Origin of the sequence: Bacillus sp. FSL K6-1560, from assembly GCF_038592935.1 — a bacterium.
GTDB lineage: Bacteria > Bacillota > Bacilli > Bacillales > Bacillaceae > Bacillus > Bacillus subtilis.
The window spans coordinates 204,841-224,051 of sequence record NZ_CP151946.1 but is presented as its reverse complement, the minus strand read 5'-3'; the positions used below and the strand labels follow the sequence as shown (position 1 = coordinate 224,051).

The 19,211-nt window shown below is 45.6% G+C and carries 19 protein-coding genes and 1 other annotated feature; of the genes, 9 read left to right on the top strand and 10 right to left on the bottom strand.

The genetic code is table 11. From position 1 onward, the window contains the following. Window positions 1–6 precede the first annotated feature (6 nt). The 5 genes from efeM to NYE22_RS01265 form a co-directional block, all read right to left on the bottom strand. A complete protein-coding gene (gene efeM / locus NYE22_RS01285; protein WP_015714920.1) occupies window positions 7–1,164 on the bottom strand; it encodes an iron uptake system lipoprotein EfeM in 1,158 nt (385 codons plus the stop codon). Then, complete coding sequence (gene efeU / locus NYE22_RS01280) at window positions 1,161–2,606, bottom strand: ferrous ion permease EfeU (RefSeq protein WP_342412762.1); 1,446 nt, start codon at window positions 2,604–2,606, stop codon at window positions 1,161–1,163. Before efeU ends, efeM begins: the two co-directional genes overlap by 4 nt. Before the next feature lie 156 nt (window positions 2,607–2,762). Continuing rightward, window positions 2,763–3,431: a thiamine phosphate synthase gene (gene thiE, locus NYE22_RS01275; protein ID WP_342412243.1), complete on the bottom strand. Its 669-nt coding sequence runs from the start codon at window positions 3,429–3,431 to the stop codon at window positions 2,763–2,765. Next, window positions 3,428–4,246: a hydroxyethylthiazole kinase gene (gene thiM, locus NYE22_RS01270; protein ID WP_342412242.1), complete on the bottom strand. Its 819-nt coding sequence runs from the start codon at window positions 4,244–4,246 to the stop codon at window positions 3,428–3,430. Before thiM ends, thiE begins: the two co-directional genes overlap by 4 nt. A gap of 7 nt (window positions 4,247–4,253) precedes the next feature. Further along, on the bottom strand, window positions 4,254–5,159 hold the full coding sequence (locus NYE22_RS01265) for a LysR family transcriptional regulator (protein WP_003227377.1): 906 nt from the start codon (window positions 5,157–5,159) through the stop codon (window positions 4,254–4,256). Window positions 5,160–5,264: 105 nt separating this feature from the next. Between NYE22_RS01265 and NYE22_RS01260 the strand changes: the two genes are divergently transcribed. The 4 genes from NYE22_RS01260 to NYE22_RS01245 all read left to right on the top strand — a co-directional run bounded on the left by NYE22_RS01260 (window position 5,265) and on the right by NYE22_RS01245 (window position 7,846). After that, window positions 5,265–5,651 (top strand): CidA/LrgA family holin-like protein, encoded by a 387-nt coding sequence (locus tag NYE22_RS01260; RefSeq protein WP_003227375.1) that lies wholly within the window; start codon window positions 5,265–5,267, stop codon window positions 5,649–5,651. Continuing rightward, on the top strand, window positions 5,633–6,310 hold the full coding sequence (locus NYE22_RS01255; RefSeq protein WP_014478359.1) for a CidB/LrgB family autolysis modulator: 678 nt from the start codon (window positions 5,633–5,635) through the stop codon (window positions 6,308–6,310). Before NYE22_RS01260 ends, NYE22_RS01255 begins: the two co-directional genes overlap by 19 nt. Before the next feature lie 102 nt (window positions 6,311–6,412). Then, complete coding sequence (locus NYE22_RS01250) at window positions 6,413–7,615, top strand: major facilitator superfamily domain-containing protein 6 (RefSeq protein WP_015250930.1); 1,203 nt, start codon at window positions 6,413–6,415, stop codon at window positions 7,613–7,615. Between the two features lie 33 nt (window positions 7,616–7,648). Continuing rightward, window positions 7,649–7,846, top strand: coding sequence for a YwbE family protein (locus NYE22_RS01245; RefSeq protein WP_032725123.1), 198 nt, complete (start codon window positions 7,649–7,651; stop codon window positions 7,844–7,846). A 34-nt stretch (window positions 7,847–7,880) separates the two neighbouring features. Here the strand turns inward: NYE22_RS01245 and NYE22_RS01240 are convergent, their stop codons facing one another. Continuing rightward, entirely contained in the window at window positions 7,881–9,071 is a 1,191-nt protein-coding gene (locus NYE22_RS01240; protein WP_342412241.1) for a class I SAM-dependent rRNA methyltransferase, read from the bottom strand. Between the two features lie 120 nt (window positions 9,072–9,191). Between NYE22_RS01240 and glxA the strand changes: the two genes are divergently transcribed. Further along, window positions 9,192–9,572 carry a glyoxalase GlxA gene (gene glxA, locus NYE22_RS01235; RefSeq protein WP_003243380.1) on the top strand — a complete coding sequence of 127 codons (381 nt, stop codon included), beginning with the start codon at window positions 9,192–9,194 and terminating at the stop codon, window positions 9,570–9,572. A 37-nt stretch (window positions 9,573–9,609) separates the two neighbouring features. On the opposite strand, the gene NYE22_RS01230 is transcribed toward glxA, so the two are convergent. After that, window positions 9,610–10,287, bottom strand: coding sequence for a DUF2711 domain-containing protein (locus tag NYE22_RS01230; protein ID WP_103803648.1), 678 nt, complete (start codon window positions 10,285–10,287; stop codon window positions 9,610–9,612). Between the two features lie 78 nt (window positions 10,288–10,365). After that, window positions 10,366–11,700 carry a PTS cellobiose transporter subunit IIC gene (gene celB / locus NYE22_RS01225; RefSeq protein WP_103803670.1) on the bottom strand — a complete coding sequence of 445 codons (1,335 nt, stop codon included), beginning with the start codon at window positions 11,698–11,700 and terminating at the stop codon, window positions 10,366–10,368. A gap of 227 nt (window positions 11,701–11,927) precedes the next feature. On the opposite strand from celB, the gene epr reads away from it, so the two are divergent. The 3 genes from epr to sacY all read left to right on the top strand — a co-directional run bounded on the left by epr (window position 11,928) and on the right by sacY (window position 16,573). Further along, window positions 11,928–13,865, top strand: a complete 1,938-nt coding sequence (gene epr / locus NYE22_RS01220) for a minor protease Epr (RefSeq protein ID WP_342412240.1) — start codon at window positions 11,928–11,930, stop codon at window positions 13,863–13,865. 432 nt (window positions 13,866–14,297) lie between these two features. Next, a complete protein-coding gene (sacX, locus tag NYE22_RS01215; protein WP_024572918.1) occupies window positions 14,298–15,677 on the top strand; it encodes a SacY negative regulator SacX in 1,380 nt (459 codons plus the stop codon). A 53-nt stretch (window positions 15,678–15,730) separates the two neighbouring features. Further along, a complete protein-coding gene (gene sacY, locus NYE22_RS01210; protein WP_342412239.1) occupies window positions 15,731–16,573 on the top strand; it encodes a transcription antiterminator SacY in 843 nt (280 codons plus the stop codon). A gap of 52 nt (window positions 16,574–16,625) precedes the next feature. Here sacY and NYE22_RS01205 read toward each other — a convergent pair whose 3' ends face one another. Beyond that, a complete protein-coding gene (locus NYE22_RS01205) occupies window positions 16,626–17,486 on the bottom strand; it encodes a glycosyltransferase family 8 protein (protein WP_015714932.1) in 861 nt (286 codons plus the stop codon). 109 nt (window positions 17,487–17,595) lie between these two features. Beyond that, window positions 17,596–18,309, bottom strand: a complete 714-nt coding sequence (locus tag NYE22_RS01200) for a TIGR02206 family membrane protein (RefSeq protein ID WP_342412238.1) — start codon at window positions 18,307–18,309, stop codon at window positions 17,596–17,598. 150 nt (window positions 18,310–18,459) lie between these two features. Between NYE22_RS01200 and ywaE the strand changes: the two genes are divergently transcribed. Continuing rightward, a complete protein-coding gene (gene ywaE / locus NYE22_RS01195; protein WP_019712840.1) occupies window positions 18,460–18,975 on the top strand; it encodes a tyrZ transcriptional regulator YwaE in 516 nt (171 codons plus the stop codon). Next, window positions 18,970–19,184, top strand: a binding site (T-box leader). It overlaps the preceding gene by 6 nt. Window positions 19,185–19,211: the final 27 nt, after the last annotated feature.

Below are 19,211 nucleotides of genomic sequence, written 5' to 3'. Positions count from 1 at the left end.
CTCCTTTTATAGCACATTCGCAATCTTCGACATGGTTTCAGAAAGAGTCGTCAGCTTAGTGCTCAGCTCTCTGATTTGCTTTTCACTTAATTTATCATAAGACGTATAGGACTGATCATTTGTTTTGTATTTTGCCATTAAAACTTCAAATTCGCTGAACTCCGTATCCAGTTTTTCCGTCAAGTCGGAGTGATCTTTTACAAGCGCGCTTTTCACTGTTTGATAAACGGCTTCGGAGCCTTCCACATTTGCCATAAGGTCAACTAAATCAATTCGTGAGTAGCGTTCTTCTTCTCCCGTGATTTTCGAAATTCCGGCTTCGTTCAGAAGCTCCATCGCGCCTGCAACAATTTGTTCAGGGGTTAATTTCAGTGATTGAATTGAACCGTCAAGCTCTTTTACATCCTTGAGAAGCTGGTCAGCTGTTGCCTTTTCCCCGGAAATATCTTGATCCTTCCAAATGGCCTTCTCAAGCTTATGGAAGCCTGTCCATTTGTCTCCTTCTTCAACATCGTTTTCTCGGGCGTCAATTTTCGGATCAAGATCTCCGAGGCTTTCAGCGATCGGTTCGATTCGCTCGTAATAAACACGCGCTTTCGCATATAACGTTTTGGACTTTTCGATATCGCCGGATTTCACAGCGCTTGTAAATGATTCAGTCGCTTTTACAAGCTGATCGCTCTGCTCTTTGACATAGCTTTTATATTCATCCGCTGCTTTTGCCAGCTGATCGCTAGCCTTTTTGCCGCTCTTCTTCGCTTCTGTCAGGTCTTCTAAGGACGCTTTCAGTGACTCGGATTCTGTCTTGATTTTTGCTGCATCCGGTTTGTCTTTTTGCGCTTCTGTGTAGATTGGCTGAAGATGCTTTTCGATTTCTGTATATTCGAATGGATAGTCGCTGCGAATATCGTTTTCAAAGGAAAGCCAGTAGCTGTTTAACTCTTTCCCCTTCTTTTCAATCTCTTTTTGGTCTCCTTTTTCCGCTGAGTCATTCAGCTTAGAAATGATGGTTTCCATTTTATTTACGGATGCGGTGATTTCTTTAGTGACCCCGCTTTTTTCAGATGAAGCTTTTTCTTTGGTTGAAGATGTGTCATTGGCTCCGCAGCCAGCGCACAGCGCAAGGATGCATCCGGCTGATACAGCGATTTTTGTGAAATTCATTTTGTCAGTTCCTTTCCGTTTGTAAAATGTTTTGCCGCTTCTGAAACAAGCGCAATCAGTAAAAAGAGTAAAATCAACATTTGCGGAATCGTGCTGTACACGGACGGATAAATTCCTAGCACCGATACAGACGGCAGCCAGCTTTCTGCATCAGACGGAAGAATGCCCGCCAGCTGAAGGCTGTGAACGCCGGTTCCGAGAAATTTCACGCACATATACAGGACAACCGCCATTGATAGAAGAAAAAACGGCTTCAATGGAATGCGCATTCCGAGCTTGATCATCAGAACACCGACGATGACGAGAACGATAAGCCCTGCGGCAGTTCCGCCGATCAGTTCAGTGAGCGGGAGCTTCCCGACAAGCCCGATGAAAAAGATGACCGTTTCGAGACCTTCTCTTACAACTGCCAGAAATGCAATGAGCGCAAAGGAAAGCAGGCTTCGTTTTTTTAGTGCCTGTGACTTCTGGATATTGATTTTTTCTCTCCATTTATCCATTGAGGCGTTTCTGTGCAGCCACACCCCGACATACAAAAGCATGACAGCGGACAGTACGCCGGTAACGCCGCCAAGCAAGAAATTGTTTTCTCCGAATACACTGGAGGAGAACAGAACCGTGACACCGATGCCGGCTGCTAAGGAAACAGCCATGCCGGCGGACGCCCCGCCCCAGATCCATGTCGAGGAACGCGTAACCCGCGCTTTTTTTGTCATGGTTAATAGCGCTCCGATGACAAGGAGGGCCTCCATTCCTTCACGAACCGGGATCAGCGCCGCATCCCACCAGCTGTAGCTGCTTGAAGCGATCGGCTCGAGCAATTGAATCATTTCGTCAATTTGCTTTGATACCTTTTCAGGATGGCTGCCGATCTCCGCCTTCATCAGCGCCAGATTTTCCTCCGATGTCGTATAGGCTTCTTTCGATTGGGAAACGACGTCTCCCTCAACAGCGAGCCAGGATGTAACTAAATTGTCGATTGCGGATGACGCTTCATCCATTTGTTTTTTTTCTATGAACTGTTTTGTGTCTTTCAAGCTTTGTATATAGGCTGTTAAGGACGCCCTTGATTGACCTGAGGATGTCTTTTTCAGCACGACAGCCTGCTGATAGGTTTCTAAATGAGACGAAAGCTCTTCAAGCTGTGATTTGAGCTTGCCTGCGTCTTGATTGATAAAAGAAAGAGAAATCATCGCGATATTCGCGTCCATTTCACTGTGAGAAGAAAGGTTTTCTTTCTTAATAGAAGGTTCTTCTTTTTTCCACTTCGCTTTGAAGGTTTCAAACGTTTGTTGTGCCGAATCCATATCCCCGTCTTTTACGGATTTGATCATTTGCTTGTTTAATTGAATTAATGCGGCGATCGGATCATCTTCCGCATGTGCCGCAGAACCGAAAACCATCAACAAGCTGAATAGAATAAGTGCCAGCCCCCTAGCCATCATGTTCCTCCTATAATTGAAAATGATTATCATTGTATAACATAATCATAGCCAGTTCCTGTCCTTTGTCAATTAAAATTTGAAGGTCTGAAAACCTTGATGGACAGCAAAAAAGCTGTCCTTTTACAGAACAGCCCTTTGAAGGAAAATGAACGATTATCTTCCTGTTTTATACGTTTGAATTTCCTCACGAAACTTGCGTGCAGCACTCTCAGGATCCTCCGCCTGACTGATGGCGCTGATCATACTGACACCATCGGCCCCCGCTTGGATAACAGGTGCGGCATTATCTATTGTGATTCCGCCGATGCCGACAATTGGAATGCTGATGCCTTGGCGGCGCACTGCTTCGATAAGAGATACACCCTGTACCGCTCTCGTATCCTTTTTCGTTTCAGTCGGATAGATCGGCCCAAGCCCGACATAATCGGCTCCGTCTTCTTCAGCTTGCTTCACCTCAGACATCGTATGGGCAGAAACGCCGAGAATCATATCACCTATGGCAGCTCTTACCTTTTTCGCATTTGCGTCTTCCTGGCCGATGTGGATACCGTCAGCTTTCAGCTTCAGAGCCAATTCCACATCATCATTGACAATGAACGGAATACCAGCTTCACGGCAAGCTGCCTGCGCTTTTTCAGCAAATTCAATCCGAGCCTCTCCTGTCAGCGCATCCCCGCCTTTTTCACGGAACTGGTACAGGGTGGCACCGCCTTTTAACGCTTTTTGTACAACTGTAACAGGATCGGCTTTCGTATTGTTTGACCCCATAATGAAGTATACAGATAATAACTCTTTCATCATTTCCCGAGAAATACGAGTCATGAGACAGTCACCCTTTCTATAGTCGCCCATTCTTGGACGTCTTGTTCAGTAACAGTTGAAAGCTTGTTCAGCAATTCAATCTGAAAGCTTCCAGGGCCTTTGTCAGCCGTCTGCTGTGCGGCAAGCTGAGCGGCGACCCCATACGAAGAAATGGCCGCAATAGCAGCAAACAATGGATTTTCTTCCACAGCGCAAAACGCACCGACGACGGAAGTCAGCAGGCAACCGGCGCCTGTCACTTTTGTCAGCAGCTTGTGGCCGTTATGAAGGGTGTATACATGTGACGTGTCGGCTATGACATCAACTTCACCAGTTATCGCAATGACCGTGTTTAGCTTATGTGCCGCCTGCTGAGCCAGCCGGATGATGTCGCCTCCACCTTCACCCGCATCAACACCTTTGATCAGCCAATCGGTCACGCCGACGGTATGGGCAATTTCCGCCGCATTTCCTCTGATTGCAGCAAGGCGCACCTCACGAATGATGTCACGTGCCGATTCAGTGCGGAACGGTGTTGCTCCGGCACCGACAGGATCAAGAATGACGGGAACGCCATGTTCATTAGCTGATTTTCCCGCGATGATCATCGCTTCGACTGACTCCTTGCTCAGCGTTCCGATATTTAAAACGAGTGCACCCGCAATCTTCGCCATATCGGCGACCTCTTCTTTTGCGTACGCCATAACGGGCGATGCGCCGAGCGCGAGCAGGCCGTTTGCTGTGAAATTCGTTACGACATTGTTGGTTATGCTATGCACCAGTGGGCTATGCCGGCGGACAGCCGTAAGACATTTTGCTGCTGATTGTGCATCCATGTTTGCATCATCCTTTACTATCTTTTTTCGGGTCCCATAAATACGATTTCGTATGTTCGAGCCAAGCTCTGGCGGCAAACGACAAGTACCTGTCCTTTCTCCAAATAATGGCGAGGTGCCAAGGGATGACCGGATCGACAAGCGGAATGACTTTCACTTTTTCCGGGTCAAGGCCGCGGCAGATCCGTTCCGGCAAAAGCCCGATCCCAAGGTTGGCTGATACCATCTCACTAATAAAATCCCATTGTGATGTTTCATAAATGATATGGGGCCGGAACCCAGCCTTGATACATTCCGTCATAATTCGGTTGTGCAGGACAAAATCCTCCCTGAAGAAAATAAAAGGCTCGTCCTTCAACTCACGCAGCTGACATTCTTTCTCATCAGCCAGCCTGTGGGAAGGGTGAACGACAAGCATTAAGGTTTCTTTTACGATTGTAAACGAATGAAAGATATCTTCGTTTGCGGGAAGGACCACAACGCCGATATCAAGAGAGCCGTCCCCGACACCTTCTTGGACTTTTATAGAACCGTCTTCGACTAGCTGAAAGGTGACATTCGGATAGTTTTCACGGAAATCGCCGAGCACTCTGGGGAAAAACCCCGATCCGATCATCGGCGGCAGTCCAATCCGTACGTGCCCTTTCTTGACTTCCATAATATCATTTAATTCTGACGTCAGGTTTTGAAATGATTTAATGATTTCCTGCGCCTGCACATACATGCTATGACCGGCATCAGTCAGTTCCACCTGCCTGCCGTTTCGGTAAAACAGTTCAATTCCGAGCTCTTCTTCTAAATTTTTGATCATTTTTGATATCGTCGGCTGAGAAACATAAAGGGATTGGGAAGCCTTCGTAAAACTTTTTAAACGGGCGACTTCCAAGAAATATGTTAAATGGCGGATATCCATGCGCTTCACCCTTTCTATAGACAAAAGGAATACTTCTTATTCTTAATATATATTTTACCTATAGAGAGACCTTATGTACAATAAGTATATAAGGGAGGCATCAATATGAAAAAACTGTTGCTAACCGTTATTCAAATCGCTCTGTTATTTATATTTGCTCGGCTGATTAATTGGGTGACAGCCCTTCTTCATATAAATATTCCCGGCAGTATAATAGGGATTGTGATTCTTTTCACATTATTGCACTTTAACATTATCAAGCTTGAATGGATCGAGCTTGGTGCAGCGTGGCTTCTCGGGGAGCTGCTTTTATTTTTTATCCCGTCTGCCGTCGGAGTGATTGAATACGGAGACATTATGTCGAAATTTGGTGTCAGCATTCTGCTTGTTGTCATCATCAGCACGTTTGTCGTGATGGTGTCTACAGGAACGCTTACACAACTCATTGCAAAGAGAAAGGAGAAAAAGCATACGTGTTCATCGGAATTGTAAGTTTGTTTTTAACGGTTTTGGTGTATTTAGGAGCAAAAAAGGTATATCAACGCTTTCCGCGTGTTTATACGTCGCCGCTATTGGTGACGCCCGCCGTGTTAGTCGGTCTGCTGCTGCTGGTGAATGTCCCGTACGAGTCCTATAATCTCGGCGGCGGATTGCTGACCGATATGTTACAGCCGGCCACCGTGGCATTCGCGATCCCGTTATATAAATATTTCCCTGTTTTGAAGAAATACGCAGTGGAAATTATTTTGAATGTGGCCGTCGGTTCATGCATCGCGATTATTTCTACCGCTCTTATTGCGAAATGGCTTCACCTCGGCACCGGCTTAATTGACAGCCTCGTCCCGAGATCAGTGACAACGCCGATCGCGATGAACGTATCTGAAATGATCGGCGGAATGCCTGCCGTCACAGCTGTGTTTGTGATTTTAACCGCTTTGTTTGGCACAGTGATTGGCCCGATGGTCATCCGTTACTTCCGCATTGATAACGAAATCGCGCGGGGCGTGCTGCTTGGCACAAGCGCGCACGGAGCGGGAACGTCAAAGGCATTTGAGCTTAGCTCTGTGTCTGGCACGATTTCCAGCGTGTCGATGATCTTGGCTGCGATTATGACGCTTTGCGCGGCGCCGTTTTTGCTATCATTTATGTAAAAAACTGTCCTCTCGAGGGCAGTTTTTTTATGTGCTTCCCCTTATTGAAAAGCTGGAGAATTCCAATATAATGTATTTGTGGATACCAAAGGAGGCACCCTGATGCACAACTTGCAGGTGAGGCGGCATTACGCCGCGTTAAAAGGATTTTATTTGTTTGCTTTTCTCGGTACGGGCAGCATGATTCCCTTACTCAGTATGTATTTAACGAAGGAACAGCATTTAAGCGGCTCACAGGTCGGCTTGATCATGTCACTGGGCCCGATTGTGATGATTTTCTTTCAGCCGTTTTGGGGCATGCTGAGCGACTATACGCAAAAAACGAAAGGCCTGCTGGCGGTTTGCACATCAATCACAGGCATCATTGGATTAGCCTATATTGCATTTGACAGTTTCCCTCTGTTTATTTTGATTGCGGCCTGTTTTGCAGCCTTTCAAAGCACGATTATTCCACTTTCGGACAGCATTTCACTAAGGTACACACAAGAAACAAACGGCAACTACGGCGGAATCCGCCTGTTTGGTTCTCTCGGCTTCGGTGTCGCGGTGTTTGCCATGGGACAGGTGACGAACCAGCTGTACCCCATTCACGTGATCTTTATCTTTGGCTGTGCCTTTCTGTGCATTGCCGCCATATTGGCTTCACAAATGCCCGGCCAGCAGAAAACAAAAACAAAGGTCAATATCCGCAAAGGATTCCGGGAGCTTATCAGCAACAAAACTTTCCTCATCTTTATGATCATCACCTTTACGACATTTGCTCCAAACTTAGCGAACAATACGTATTTCAGTCTTTTTCTGGACAAAAGCGGCGCGTCACTTTCCGCTATCGGCATTTTATTTTTCATCGGTGTCATTTCAGAAATTCCATTTATGAGATTCGCCCAAACATTTATAGATAAAATGGGGCTGCTCAACGTCATTATGCTGTCAGGCGGAGTCTCATTATTCAGGTGGGCGCTCTATTTCACGGCGCCTTCACTATGGATCATTTATGCGACGGTCTTTCTTCAGGGAGTGGCCATCGGTTTATTTATCCCGGCAGCGCTTCAATATGTGAAAAAGATTACCCCTAGACACGTTGAAGCGACGGCGCTGACCATGTACGCCGCCATCGGCAACGGGTTCGGCAACTGGTTCTGCACATTTGCAGGCGGGTACATTTTTGACTACGTGTCGATCTTCGCAGTCTACTTGCTTTTTGGCATTCTGAGCATAGCAGGCTTTGGCCTGACATTATATTTAATGAAGGCTGAAAAAAACAAACATACACTTCATCAGCCGGCTGTTACTTTTAAACCATAATGACTATAATGAACAAAAGAAAGGATGTGCGTTATGAACGGGCAAGAGCGAAACAGCATTTCGAAAGGGTTGCAGGTTGATATTGTATTGAAAGCAGATCAAAAAACAGGAAAACTGACGAGAGGGACAGTGAAGGATATTTTGACGAAATCAAACTTTCATCCGCATGGCATTAAAGTCCGTCTTGAAGATGGCCGCATCGGCCGCGTCCAGCAGATCGTTTCTACATAAAAAAAAGCTGCCCCTGAACAGGGCAGCTTTTTCATTATTTTTTCTGCAGAAGGACCACTTTCAGGTAGTTGCCTTCCGGAAATGCCGAAATCGTTTTGAAATCCTCCGGCAGCGTAAATTCCTCAATGATGGTGTAGCGTTCGTTTGTCTCTTTAAATGCGGCATCGATAAAGCCTTTGAACTTCTTCATGCCAAAGGCGCTGCTGTTTGTAGAGGCAACAATGACACCCTTGTCAGCAGTGATGGCGATCGTTTCCTTCAGCAGGTTTTTATAATCCTTGGCCGCGCTGAAGGTGCGTTTTTTTGTGCGCGCAAAGGAAGGCGGATCTAGAATAATCAGATCAAAGCGCAAATCCTTTTTTGCAGCATATAAAAAATAGTTAAACACGTCCATCACTTTAATGTCGTGCGCTTCGTAATCCAGCTTGTTCACGCTGAATTGCTCGATCGTTTTGGCCAGGCTTCGATTTGCCACGTCGACGCTTGTTGTTTTCTCCGCTCCGCCAAGCGCCGCTGCCACGGAGAATGCACCCGTATAAGAAAACGTATTTAAAACGGTTTTCCCGTTTGCATAGCGGTCTCTGATCGCCTTGCGCACATGTCTCTGATCCAAAAAGATGCCCGTCATGGCGCCTTCATTCAGATCCACCGCGTATTGAATGCCATTCTCTTGGATGATGATCGGGAACTCGCCCCTTCTCCCTTTCACGAAGTCATCATCTTCAACGTATTGTCCAGCCGTGTCGAAGCGTTTCTTCTCGTAAATCGCTTTATAATCAAGATCCATCTCATCCAATGCGGAAATCAGCATGTCTTTAAAGGTGTAAATCCCCTTGCTGTACCATTGAATCAGCAGGTAGCCGTCATAATAGTCGATGGTGACGCCGCCGACACCGTCGCCCTCACCGTTGAACAGGCGGAAAGCTGTTGTATCTTGAGCCTCAAATAGTTTGGCGCGCGCTTGGGCCGCTTTTGTTAATTTGGTGAGAAAAAATGCCTGGTCAACCTGTTCATGTTTATTTCGGGTAAGCGTCCAGCCGACCCCTTTGTTTTGCAGGCCATAATAGCCCCGCGCGAGAAACTCGCCGCCGCTCTCAGACACGATATCAACGAGGTCTCCTTCTTTCATGTGCCCCGCACTCCCTGCGAGAGCTTCTTTTTCAATAAGGGGATAGCCTTTTTTTATTTTGGCAGCGTGTGCTTTTTTTAGGGTGAGTAGCTTCATATATGTCGTCCTCTTTCCGTTTGCTTTCTCTTATGGTACCACAAAACGCCAAGATGTCTGCATTGACAGAAAGGAAAGGTTTTTCTACGATAGACAAAAAGAGTTACGAGGAGGAGCAGCATGGCAAAACGAATTGACCATACAGGCATCATGGTAAGAGATATTAACGCGTCCATCACATTTTATGAAGAGGTACTCGGCATGAAATTGAAGGATCGCATCACTCACACGAACGGTGTAATCGAGCTTGCTTTTCTTGGCTTTGAAGACGGCCCGGAAACAGAAATTGAACTGATTCAAGGCTACAGCAGCGAGCTTCCCGCTGAAGGAAAAGTGCACCACATTGCCCTGCTGACTGATGACATCGCGGCTGAATATACAAAAGCGGAAAAAATGAACGCGAAATTTATCGACGAGGAGATCACAACACTTCCAAACGGATACCGTTATTTCTATATCGAAGGCCCTGACGGTGAGTGGATTGAGTTCTTTCAGCGGTAAAAAAAAAGAACGTACATTTTGTGATGTACGTTCTTTTTTATCTATACCAACTGATATACGTTGACTCATCGCAAATCATAGCTTCCCAGCCCATACGCTGAACCAGGTCATTGATGTTTTTATCTTTTGCTAAAAAGACATTAATGAATGAGTCATATACACTCATAAACACAAAATCCATTTTCTCATCAGTTAAAACGAGCTCTGCTGCGGCTTCATCAAGAACCGTCCGCAAGTTGGCTTCAGTTATGTCCAAAACGCCGCGGTTTTCCACAATCGGTTCTGCGTAATAAAACCGATTGGATCCGTTCGCACCTAATACCTTTACCAAACTCGGAATATGAAAATTTGAAATATGATCCTCACTGGGATAATAGAGGTCTCCATTTATGTTTTCATATAACACCTCAGCCAAATCCTCTCTCGCGAACTCGTCCCTTAAAGCGCCTATCGACGTCATTAAAGCCAGCGCCAGCTCAGCATGTGTTTGAAAGCAACAAGAAGACATAACCTTCTTCCAGGAAACAGCCTTGCCTATTCCTCTTATTTCATCATCGTTTGGATAAATATGTTCATAATCATTTTTTCTTTTTGCATTCTCCCATCCTTCAGGCATTTGGATAAAAGGAGAAAAGATAAGTGCAGCAGATGAGTATTCAACTGGTACTTGTTGTAAGATTGGTGATTCGTCATCTAACCATATATAATCTAGCATGCGCACCTCCTTTACATATTCTAACATTCTCTTTCGTTTAAAAGGAGATGATCAGCCCTATGACAGGCTGGTCATCTATCACATCACATTTTTATCCCCAGATTCAACCGCACTCTCTTCCCGCCATTTTTGATAATCCCATATTCTGAAAAACGGATAGTAGATAGCACAGGTGATCAGCAGATTTACCAGCTGCATAACGGCGCCCGACACCTTTCCGCCTGTCGCCAGGTAACCTGATATGAGCGGCGGCATCGTCCATGGCACCGCGATTCCGGCCGGTCTTGCCACCAGCCCGGTGCTCATGCCGATATAAGTCGCGGTAATCGTGAGGAGCGGTGCGATGATAAATGGGACAATAAGGAGCGGATTCATGACAATCGGCATGCCGAAAATGATCGGCTCGTTGATATTAAATAGCGCAGGGCCGATTCCTAATCGTCCAAGCTGCTTCATTTGTTTGCTCCGGGAGCGCACAAGCATCGTCAGGACAAGCGCCAGCGTCGCCCCGCTTCCGCCGACATTGATCCAAATTTGAAAAAACTGAGTCGTAAAAATACTCGGCAACGCCTCGCCCGCTTGGAAGGCAAGACGGTTGGCATCCATCGCGCCGTACCAAATCGGCGCCATGATTCCGCCAATGATGGAAGCCCCGTGAATCCCGCACGACCAAAGCAGCATCTGCACAAATTCAGCGATCAGGCTTCCGCCGAGACTGCCGCCAAGGATGGAAAGCGGTGTGCCAAGCAGGTCTCCTACGACATTGTGCAGACTCTGAAAAGGTGTCATTTCAATCAGAAGACGCGCCAGCCATACGAGAAGCACAATGATAAAGCCGGGAATCAGCGCGACAAACGATTTGCTTACCGCAGGCGGCACACCGTCTGGCATTTTGAAGACGATATTTTTTTGAATAATGTACCGATAGATTTCGGTTGAAAACAAGGCGATCAGCATGGCGACAAATAAGCCCTTGCTGCCGAGCAGCGTGATCGGAATTCCGCCCCCTACCATGATGGACTCCGTTGAGCCATCCGGTGTAAACGGCACCTCAAACGGCGTTGCCAGCAGAAATGCGGCAATTGAAATCGCTCCGGCAGAAAGGGCATCGACACCATAGCTTTCTGCCAGCCGATAGGCGATCCCAAAAGCGGCAATCATCGCCATAATATCAAACGAAGCGTTAACAGGATATCCGAGCTTATCAGCCCACTCTTTCCCAAACACACTCGCCATGAAATCAGCATACCCCGGAATCGGCAGGCTCGTTAAAATCAAGAAGACAGACCCGATAATAATCAGCGGCATGGTCAGGATAATTCCGTCACGCAAAGCGCTGAGATGCCGCTGCCCGGCAATTTTCCCGGCGACAGGCATTATTTTTTCCTCCATCACCCGAGTGAATGTGCTCATCTTAAAAGCCCCCTTTTCTCATTGCTTTGTGAACAACCTCCGCAATGTTTTCTTTATCTTATTTTGAAAACGCTTACAAATTCATTTGGAAAATTTCCTCTTCATGCGGAAAAAATCTGTATTTTGTTAAACAACCCTGCCCATGAAAAATTTTTTCCTTCTTACTATTAATCTCTCTTTTTTTCTCCGATATATATATCAAACATCATAGAAAAAGGAGATGAATCATGAAAAACATGTCTTGCAAACTTGTTGTATCAGTCACTCTGTTTTTCAGTTTTCTCACCATAGGCCCTCTCGCTCATGCGCAAAACAGCAGCGAGAAAGAGGTTATTGTGGTTTATAAAAACAAGGCCGGAAAGGAAACCATCCTGGACAGTGATGCTGATGTTGAACAGCAGTATAAGCATCTTCCCGCGGTAGCGGTCACAGCAGACCAGGAGACAGTAAAAGAATTAAAGCAGGATCCTGATATTTTGTATGTAGAAAACAACGTATCATTTACCGCAGCAGACAGCACGGATTTCAAAGTGCTGTCAGACGGCACTGACACCTCTGACAACTTTGAGCAATGGAACCTTGAGCCCATTCAGGTGAAACAGGCTTGGAAGGCAGGACTGACAGGAAAGAATATCAAAATTGCCGTCATTGACAGCGGAATCTCCCCCCACGATGACCTGTCGATTGCCGGCGGGTATTCAGCTGTCAGTTATACCTCTTCTTACAAAGATGATAACGGCCACGGAACACATGTCGCAGGGATTATCGGAGCCAAGCATAACGGCTACGGAATTGACGGCATCGCACCGGAAGCACAAATATACGCGGTTAAAGCGCTTGATCAGAACGGCTCGGGGGATCTTCAAAGTCTTCTCCAAGGAATTGACTGGTCGATCGCAAACGGGATGGACATCGTCAATATGAGCCTTGGCACGACGTCAGACAGCAAAATCCTTCATGAGGCCGTGAACAAAGCATATGAACAAGGTGTTCTGCTTGTTGCCGCAAGCGGTAACGACGGAAACGGCAAGCCAGTGAATTATCCGGCGGCATACAGCAGTGTCGTTGCGGTTTCAGCAACAAACGAAAAGAATCAGCTTGCCTCCTTTTCAACAACTGGAGATGAAGTTGAATTTTCAGCACCGGGGACAAACATCACAAGCACTTACTTAAACCAGTATTATGCAACGGGAAGCGGAACATCCCAAGCGACACCGCACGCCGCTGCCATGTTTGCCTTGTTAAAACAGCGTGATCCTGCCGAGACAAACGTCCAGCTTCGCGAGGAAATGCGGAAAAACATCGTTGATCTTGGTACCGCAGGCCGCGATCAGCAATTTGGCTACGGCTTAATCCAGTATAAAGCACAGGCAACAGATTCAGCGTACGCGGCAGCAGAGCAAGCGGTGAAAAAAGCGGAACAAACAAAAGCACAAATCGATATCGACAAAGCGCGAGAACTCGTCAGCCAGCTGCCGGGCTCCGACGCCAAAACTGCCCTGCAAAAAAGACTAAATAAAGTACAGTCTTACAGAAATGTAAAAGATGCGAAAGACAAAGTCGCAAAGGCAGAAAAATATAAAACACAGCAAACTGTTGATACAGCACAAACTGCCATCAACAAGCTGCCAAACGGAACAGACAAAAAGAACCTTCAAAAACGCTTAGACCAAGTAAAACGCTACATCGCGTCAAAGCAAGCGAAAGACAAAGTTGCGAAAGCGGAAAAAAGCAAAAAGAAAACAGATGTGGACAGCGCACAATCAGCAATTGGCAAGCTGCCTGCAAGTTCAGAAAAAACGTCCCTGCAGAAACGCCTTAACAAAGTGAAGAGCACCAATTTGAAGACGGCACAGCAATCCGTATCTGCGGCTGAAAAGAAATCAACTGATGCAAATGCGGCAAAAGCACAATCAGCCGTCAATCAGCTTCAAGCAGGCAAGGACAAAACAGCATTGCAAAAACGGTTAGACAAGGTGAAGAAAAAGGTGGCGGCGGCTGAAGCAAAAAAAGTCGAAACTGCCAAGGCAAAAGTGAAGAAAGCGGAAAAAGACAAAACAAAGAAATCAAAGACATCCGCTCAGTCTGCAGTGAATCAATTAAAAGCATCCCATGAAAAAACAAAGCTGCAAAAACGGCTGAACGCCGTCAAACCGAAAAAGTAACCAAAAACCTTTAAGACTTGCATTCCAGGTCTTAAAGGTTTTTTACATTCTAAGAACACCACACACAACCTTTTTCCCATCCATTGTACAGGCTTTTCATACTATTGCTATACAGCCATGAACAGCATAAAATGAACGTTATTACAGTTATCACCACATATGGCGGGATTGTGACTGGGCAGTCAGGCAAGACCCAATGATGCAAAGGGAGTATTAATGCCTAAAAAGCAGGGCATTTTAACTCTTCTTTTCGTGTTGGGCTCATAACGGCGCCTTGGACAACCCCCTATTCTCATGCTCCGTCGTCGCGTCGACGCGGGCATTTTTGTCATTTTCAGCCGATATTTCTCACTTTTTTCATTTTGATTGTCAACTTTTCATTTGATACGATGAACAAGCCGACTTTTCTTCAGCAAAGGAGGTTTTGATTGCTTGCATAAAGAGATTGCAAAAGAATTACTGCTGCTCGCAGGAGGAAAAAACAATATTATCAGCATCAGCCATTGTACGACCCGTCTTCGTTTTGATGTAAAGGACGAGACGAAAATTGATATACATGCCATTGAGAACCTGCAAGGTGTGCAGGGCACCTTTTTCCGTTATGGGCTTTTCCAGATTATCTTCGGAGCAGGCGTCGTCAACAAAATATATAAAGAAGTCGTTCATGTATGGGAGAACGCGCCTTCTGAAGAACCTGTCCACCAGAAAAAAGCCAGCCGGAAGCTGAACCCTGCCGCAGCTTTTGCGAAAACACTGTCCGATATTTTTGTGCCGATTATTCCGGCAATAACAGCAAGCGGCCTGCTCATGGGGCTGATCGGCATGATTAAGGTGTTTCACTGGTTCGCTGCCGGCAGCCCATGGATTAAAATGCTCGACCTCGTGTCCAGCACAGCCTTTATTTTACTGCCGATTTTAGTCGGCTTCAGTGCCGCACGGCAATTTGGCAGCAACCCATACCTAGGGGCAGTGATCGCGGGGCTTTTGACGCATCCTGATCTGCTGGACCCGTCTATGCTCGGCAGCAAAACCCCGTCTTCTTTAGACATATGGGGGCTTCATATCCCAATGATGGGCTATCAGGGTTCCATGATACCGATTCTTCTTTCCGTTTTTGTCATGAGCAAAATTGAGAAGCTATTAAAATCGATTGTGCCGAAGTCGCTTGATGTCGTGATCATTCCCTTTATTACGGTCATGGTGACAGGATGCCTCGCGCTGATTGTGATGAATCCCGCCGCGTCCATCATCGGCCAGATCATGACACAATCGATCGTCTATATTTATGATCACGCCGGCATTGCCGCCGGAGCTCTTTTCGGCGGCATCTACTCCACCATCGTCCTATCTGGATTGCATCATAGCTTTTATGCAATTGAGGCAACGCTGCTTGCTAATCCGCATGTCGGTGTCAACTTTTTAGTGCCGATATGGTCGATGGCGAATGTGGCCCAAGGCGGAGCGGGGCTTGCGGTATTCCTCAAAACGAAACAATCAAGCCTGAAAAAAATTGCGCTCCCCGCTTCTCTGACCGCGTTTTTAGGCATTGTTGAGCCGATTGTATTCGGGGTAAATCTCAAATTGATCCGTCCCTTTATCGGAGCAGCCATCGGCGGTGCTATTGGCGGAGCATACGTGGTTGCGGTACAAGTTGTGGCAAATTCCTACGGGCTGACAGGCATTCCGATGATTTCAATCGTGCTGCCGTTTGGCGCCGCTAATTTTGTTCATTATATGATCGGTTTCTTGATCGCAGCCGTCTCTGCTTTTATAGCTACATTGTTTCTCGGGTTTAAAGAAGAGACAGAATAACTGGATTTATTCGTTTTCATTCATAAAACGGGGGATGAAAGGACAAAAAAGCTATGAAAATTAAAAGAATCTTAAATCATAATGCTATCGTCGTAAAGGATCAAAATGAAGAGAAGATTCTCTTGGGTGCAGGAATTGCGTTTAACAAAAAGAAGAATGATATTGTCGATCCGTCAAAAATAGAAAAAACCTTTATCAGAAAAGATACACCTGACTATAAGCAGTTCGAAGAGATTTTAGAAACATTGCCTGAAGACCACATTCAGATTTCTGAGCAAATTATCTCTCATGCCGAAAAAGAGCTGAACATCAAAATCAACGAGCGCATTCATGTCGCTTTTTCAGACCATCTTTCTTTTGCGATTGAACGCCTGAGCAATGGGATGGTTATCAAAAATCCGCTGCTGAATGAAATCAAAGTCCTTTATCCAAAGGAGTTCCAGATCGGCTTATGGGCCAGAACACTGATTAAAGATAAACTGGGGATTCACATTCCTGATGATGAAATCGGCAATATCGCCATGCATATCCACACAGCAAGAAACAATGCCGGCGATATGACACAAACGCTTGATATTACAACAATGATCCGTGATATTATCGAGATTATCGAAATTCAACTGTCTATTAATATGGTTGAAGATACCATCTCTTATGAACGGCTTGTGACCCATCTCCGCTTTGCCATTCAGCATATCAAAGCAGGCGAATCCATTTACGAGCTGGACGCAGAAATGATCGACATCATTAAAGAGAAGTTTAAGGATGCCTTCCTGTGTGCCCTAAGCATCGGCACCTTTGTGAAGAAGGAATACGGCTTTGAATTTCCTGAAAAAGAATTGTGCTACATCGCCATGCATATTCAGCGGTTCTACCAACGGTCAGTCGCACGCTGAGACAAACAAAAAACGCTTTTGATCATCTCAAAAGCGTTTTTTTATATCTGTATTATTGGTTGATCGCCGGATTCCCAATCGTATTCCACTTCGTATAGGACATGTAATGGAAATACTCATCGCGATACGGATGTTTTGTATTGGAGTTCCAAGGCTTTTCTCCGCCGCAGAAGTGCACGATTGCCGGGTTTTCTCTTGTTTCATTATATTGCTTCCGCCCTAACAGAGTAGATGGGGTTTTCAGCTTTAACATGATATAGGTTTGAGCGTTCCAGCGCGGATGAAGTTCATACCACTGATCATATAAAATCGCATTCAGTGCATCTTGGTCATGCAGCACAAGAAAGTCTTCGTCTGGGTGTTCATTGATAAAGTTGATGACTTTTTCTGTGATGTTTTGCTTTCTCCAAGACTCAAAATCAATAATCATGATACCTGAGTTAAAATACTTCCCTGTATCAGTGACGTTCATTTCTTTCAGGCGTTCATGCTGCCCCGCATCCTCAACAGCGGCTACGGTGTATGGCGCAATGTCTAAGTCCCATAGCTTAGAAATATCCTCTAGGACAAGCGCATCACAATCGATGTAAATCATTCGTTTGATGCTTTCATCCTTAATTAAGTCGGGAATCGAAATGCGGTAATACGCGGCTTTTGTAATATGGCTGCTCTCTACCGCATGTTCATACATTTTGGTATCCACTTCTAAAAACTCAATCGGCACTCCGAATTTCAAAGTGGTTTCTTCCAGTCTTTTTTTGTTATCAGGCTTAATTCCGCCATCAATGACGTATAATTTTACCTCTCTCTCCTGATCCATGTTAGTCAATAAAGAAACGAACATCCCACCTAAATGACGAGCATAATTATCATCTGCGCATGATACGATATGCATGATTTCATCTTTCCTCAATGGTATTCATCTCCCTTTTTGTTGTACAAGTTACATACCCTTTTTCAAAAAAATAAACACGTTCTCCGACATTTTTTTAAACAGAATGTGTGATACAACAAAAAAGGTGTCATTTTTTGAAGATGCGATAAAGCAAATAAAGAATGAAAAAGCTGGCGATCGTGATGGCTTCAGCCGAGACGATATACCATGGCCATGGCCCGAGAACATCTAAGAGAGAGGATCCGCCCGGTTTTTTCGTCAAATACATATAATTCGCGCCAAGCCAGCGATCAATCAGGAAAATACAGACGCCGTACACATTAACAAGCAGGACTGTCACCCATAACGAGCGCTGGCCCATTCTGTAGGTGCCAATCACAGCCATCAGCAGACAGGATAAAAACACAGACCCGTGAGAAATAAAAAAGAGGATATATCGGATATGCGGAAATGAAAACATACCAAGGTCAGGAGTGGCAAGAGCCTGAATCGAACTGCCGATGCCGACAAAAAATAAAAACACAAACAGCTTTCTGCTTTTTGTCACTAACATAATAGCTGACAAATACACCGACAGGTCACTAAGCTGGAGAGGCAATGAAGTGCGCACCGACCACCTGTCCGTGGCGACCATCCATATTTGATAGCCGATTTGCGAACCAAGCAAAAGAAACACAAACAGAGAACGTAAAAACCGGCTGGCCCTCGGCTGCTTGACCTCATCTTGGAACAAAAACAACAGAATGGCCAAAAGGGCGATAATCGCTAACGTCACTACATGCTCTGTCGAAAACAGATGAAACGGATCATGTTTATAGACGGATTGAACATATTTTTGCAAAACTGCACCCCCGTTTGCGGTTTTTTGTTTATTTTGGCGTTGTTTGGGCTTTTTTTATTCAACCGATATATGGGCTTGAAGTTCACATCATACTCTGTTACAATTCGTTTCATAGCTAATGATTCTGATAATTTAAGGCAGGCCTAAAAAATGGAACGTTCACATCAACATCAGCAGCTTCGGAAGGAAGAACACGATACACTTTCTAAGCTCAAACAAATGCCCGTCGAGTCACTCAACCTGGAAGCCATTTCGATCGCTACGAATTTGTATCGGTCTGCACAAAGGCTCCGTGTCAAAATGGAGACTGAGGTTCTTTCTTCCTATAACCTTTCTTGGACAGCTTTCTCCATTCTTTATGATCTATGGGTATGGGGAGCGCTCGAAACGAGAAAAATCGCTGAGCTGTCAGGGATATCTACAGCTACAGCAAGCAACGTGATCAAAACGCTCGAAAAAAAGAATTTTTGCCGTAAAAGCATCGACACAAGAGATCGGCGACTCGTGTTTGTCTCTATCACAGATTCCGGCAAACAAGCGATCGAAGAACTCTACCCGGAGTTTCACAAAGGGGAAACAGAGCTCATTGCGGGAATGACGAAGGACGAACAGAAAATATTGACAGGGCTGCTTAGAAAGGTAGCTGACAATCTTCATACAACATAAGCTTTGACGGGAATCCAGTAGCGGTTTGTCTCCCTGTTTCAGAGAGCCGGCGGAAGGTGCGAGCCGGCACACAGCAAACGTGAATTACCTCCCCAAGCTTTCTTTGTGAACCTTAAAAGTAGCAAAGAACGGGAAACCGTTATTCGAATGAGCGGAAGACAATGTCTTCAACCAGGGTGGTACCGCGTGCATTGAGCCACGTCCCTTATTGGGATGGGCTCTTTTTTGTGTTTGTA

Excerpts from the sequence above, each read along its gene's own strand:
- efeU (WP_342412762.1), bottom strand. The coding sequence starts at position 2,606 with ATGGCTAGGGGGCTGGCACTTATTCTATTCAGCTTGTTGATGGTTTTC.
- NYE22_RS01260 (WP_003227375.1), top strand. The coding sequence starts at position 5,265 with ATGAAAAAACTGTTGCTAACCGTTATTCAAATCGCTCTGTTATTTATA.
- NYE22_RS01240 (WP_342412241.1), bottom strand. The coding sequence starts at position 9,071 with ATGAAGCTACTCACCCTAAAAAAAGCACACGCTGCCAAAATAAAAAAA.
- ywaE (WP_019712840.1), top strand. The coding sequence starts at position 18,460 with ATGGAACGTTCACATCAACATCAGCAGCTTCGGAAGGAAGAACACGAT.
- epr (WP_342412240.1), top strand. The coding sequence starts at position 11,928 with ATGAAAAACATGTCTTGCAAACTTGTTGTATCAGTCACTCTGTTTTTC.
- thiM (WP_342412242.1), bottom strand. The coding sequence starts at position 4,246 with ATGGATGCACAATCAGCAGCAAAATGTCTTACGGCTGTCCGCCGGCAT.
- glxA (WP_003243380.1), top strand. The coding sequence starts at position 9,192 with ATGGCAAAACGAATTGACCATACAGGCATCATGGTAAGAGATATTAAC.
- celB (WP_103803670.1), bottom strand. The coding sequence starts at position 11,700 with ATGAGCACATTCACTCGGGTGATGGAGGAAAAAATAATGCCTGTCGCC.
- NYE22_RS01250 (WP_015250930.1), top strand. The coding sequence starts at position 6,413 with ATGCACAACTTGCAGGTGAGGCGGCATTACGCCGCGTTAAAAGGATTT.
- NYE22_RS01245 (WP_032725123.1), top strand. The coding sequence starts at position 7,649 with ATGAACGGGCAAGAGCGAAACAGCATTTCGAAAGGGTTGCAGGTTGAT.
- NYE22_RS01230 (WP_103803648.1), bottom strand. The coding sequence starts at position 10,287 with ATGCTAGATTATATATGGTTAGATGACGAATCACCAATCTTACAACAA.
- thiE (WP_342412243.1), bottom strand. The coding sequence starts at position 3,431 with ATGACTCGTATTTCTCGGGAAATGATGAAAGAGTTATTATCTGTATAC.
- efeM (WP_015714920.1), bottom strand. The coding sequence starts at position 1,164 with ATGAATTTCACAAAAATCGCTGTATCAGCCGGATGCATCCTTGCGCTG.
- sacY (WP_342412239.1), top strand. The coding sequence starts at position 15,731 with ATGAAAATTAAAAGAATCTTAAATCATAATGCTATCGTCGTAAAGGAT.
- NYE22_RS01265 (WP_003227377.1), bottom strand. The coding sequence starts at position 5,159 with ATGGATATCCGCCATTTAACATATTTCTTGGAAGTCGCCCGTTTAAAA.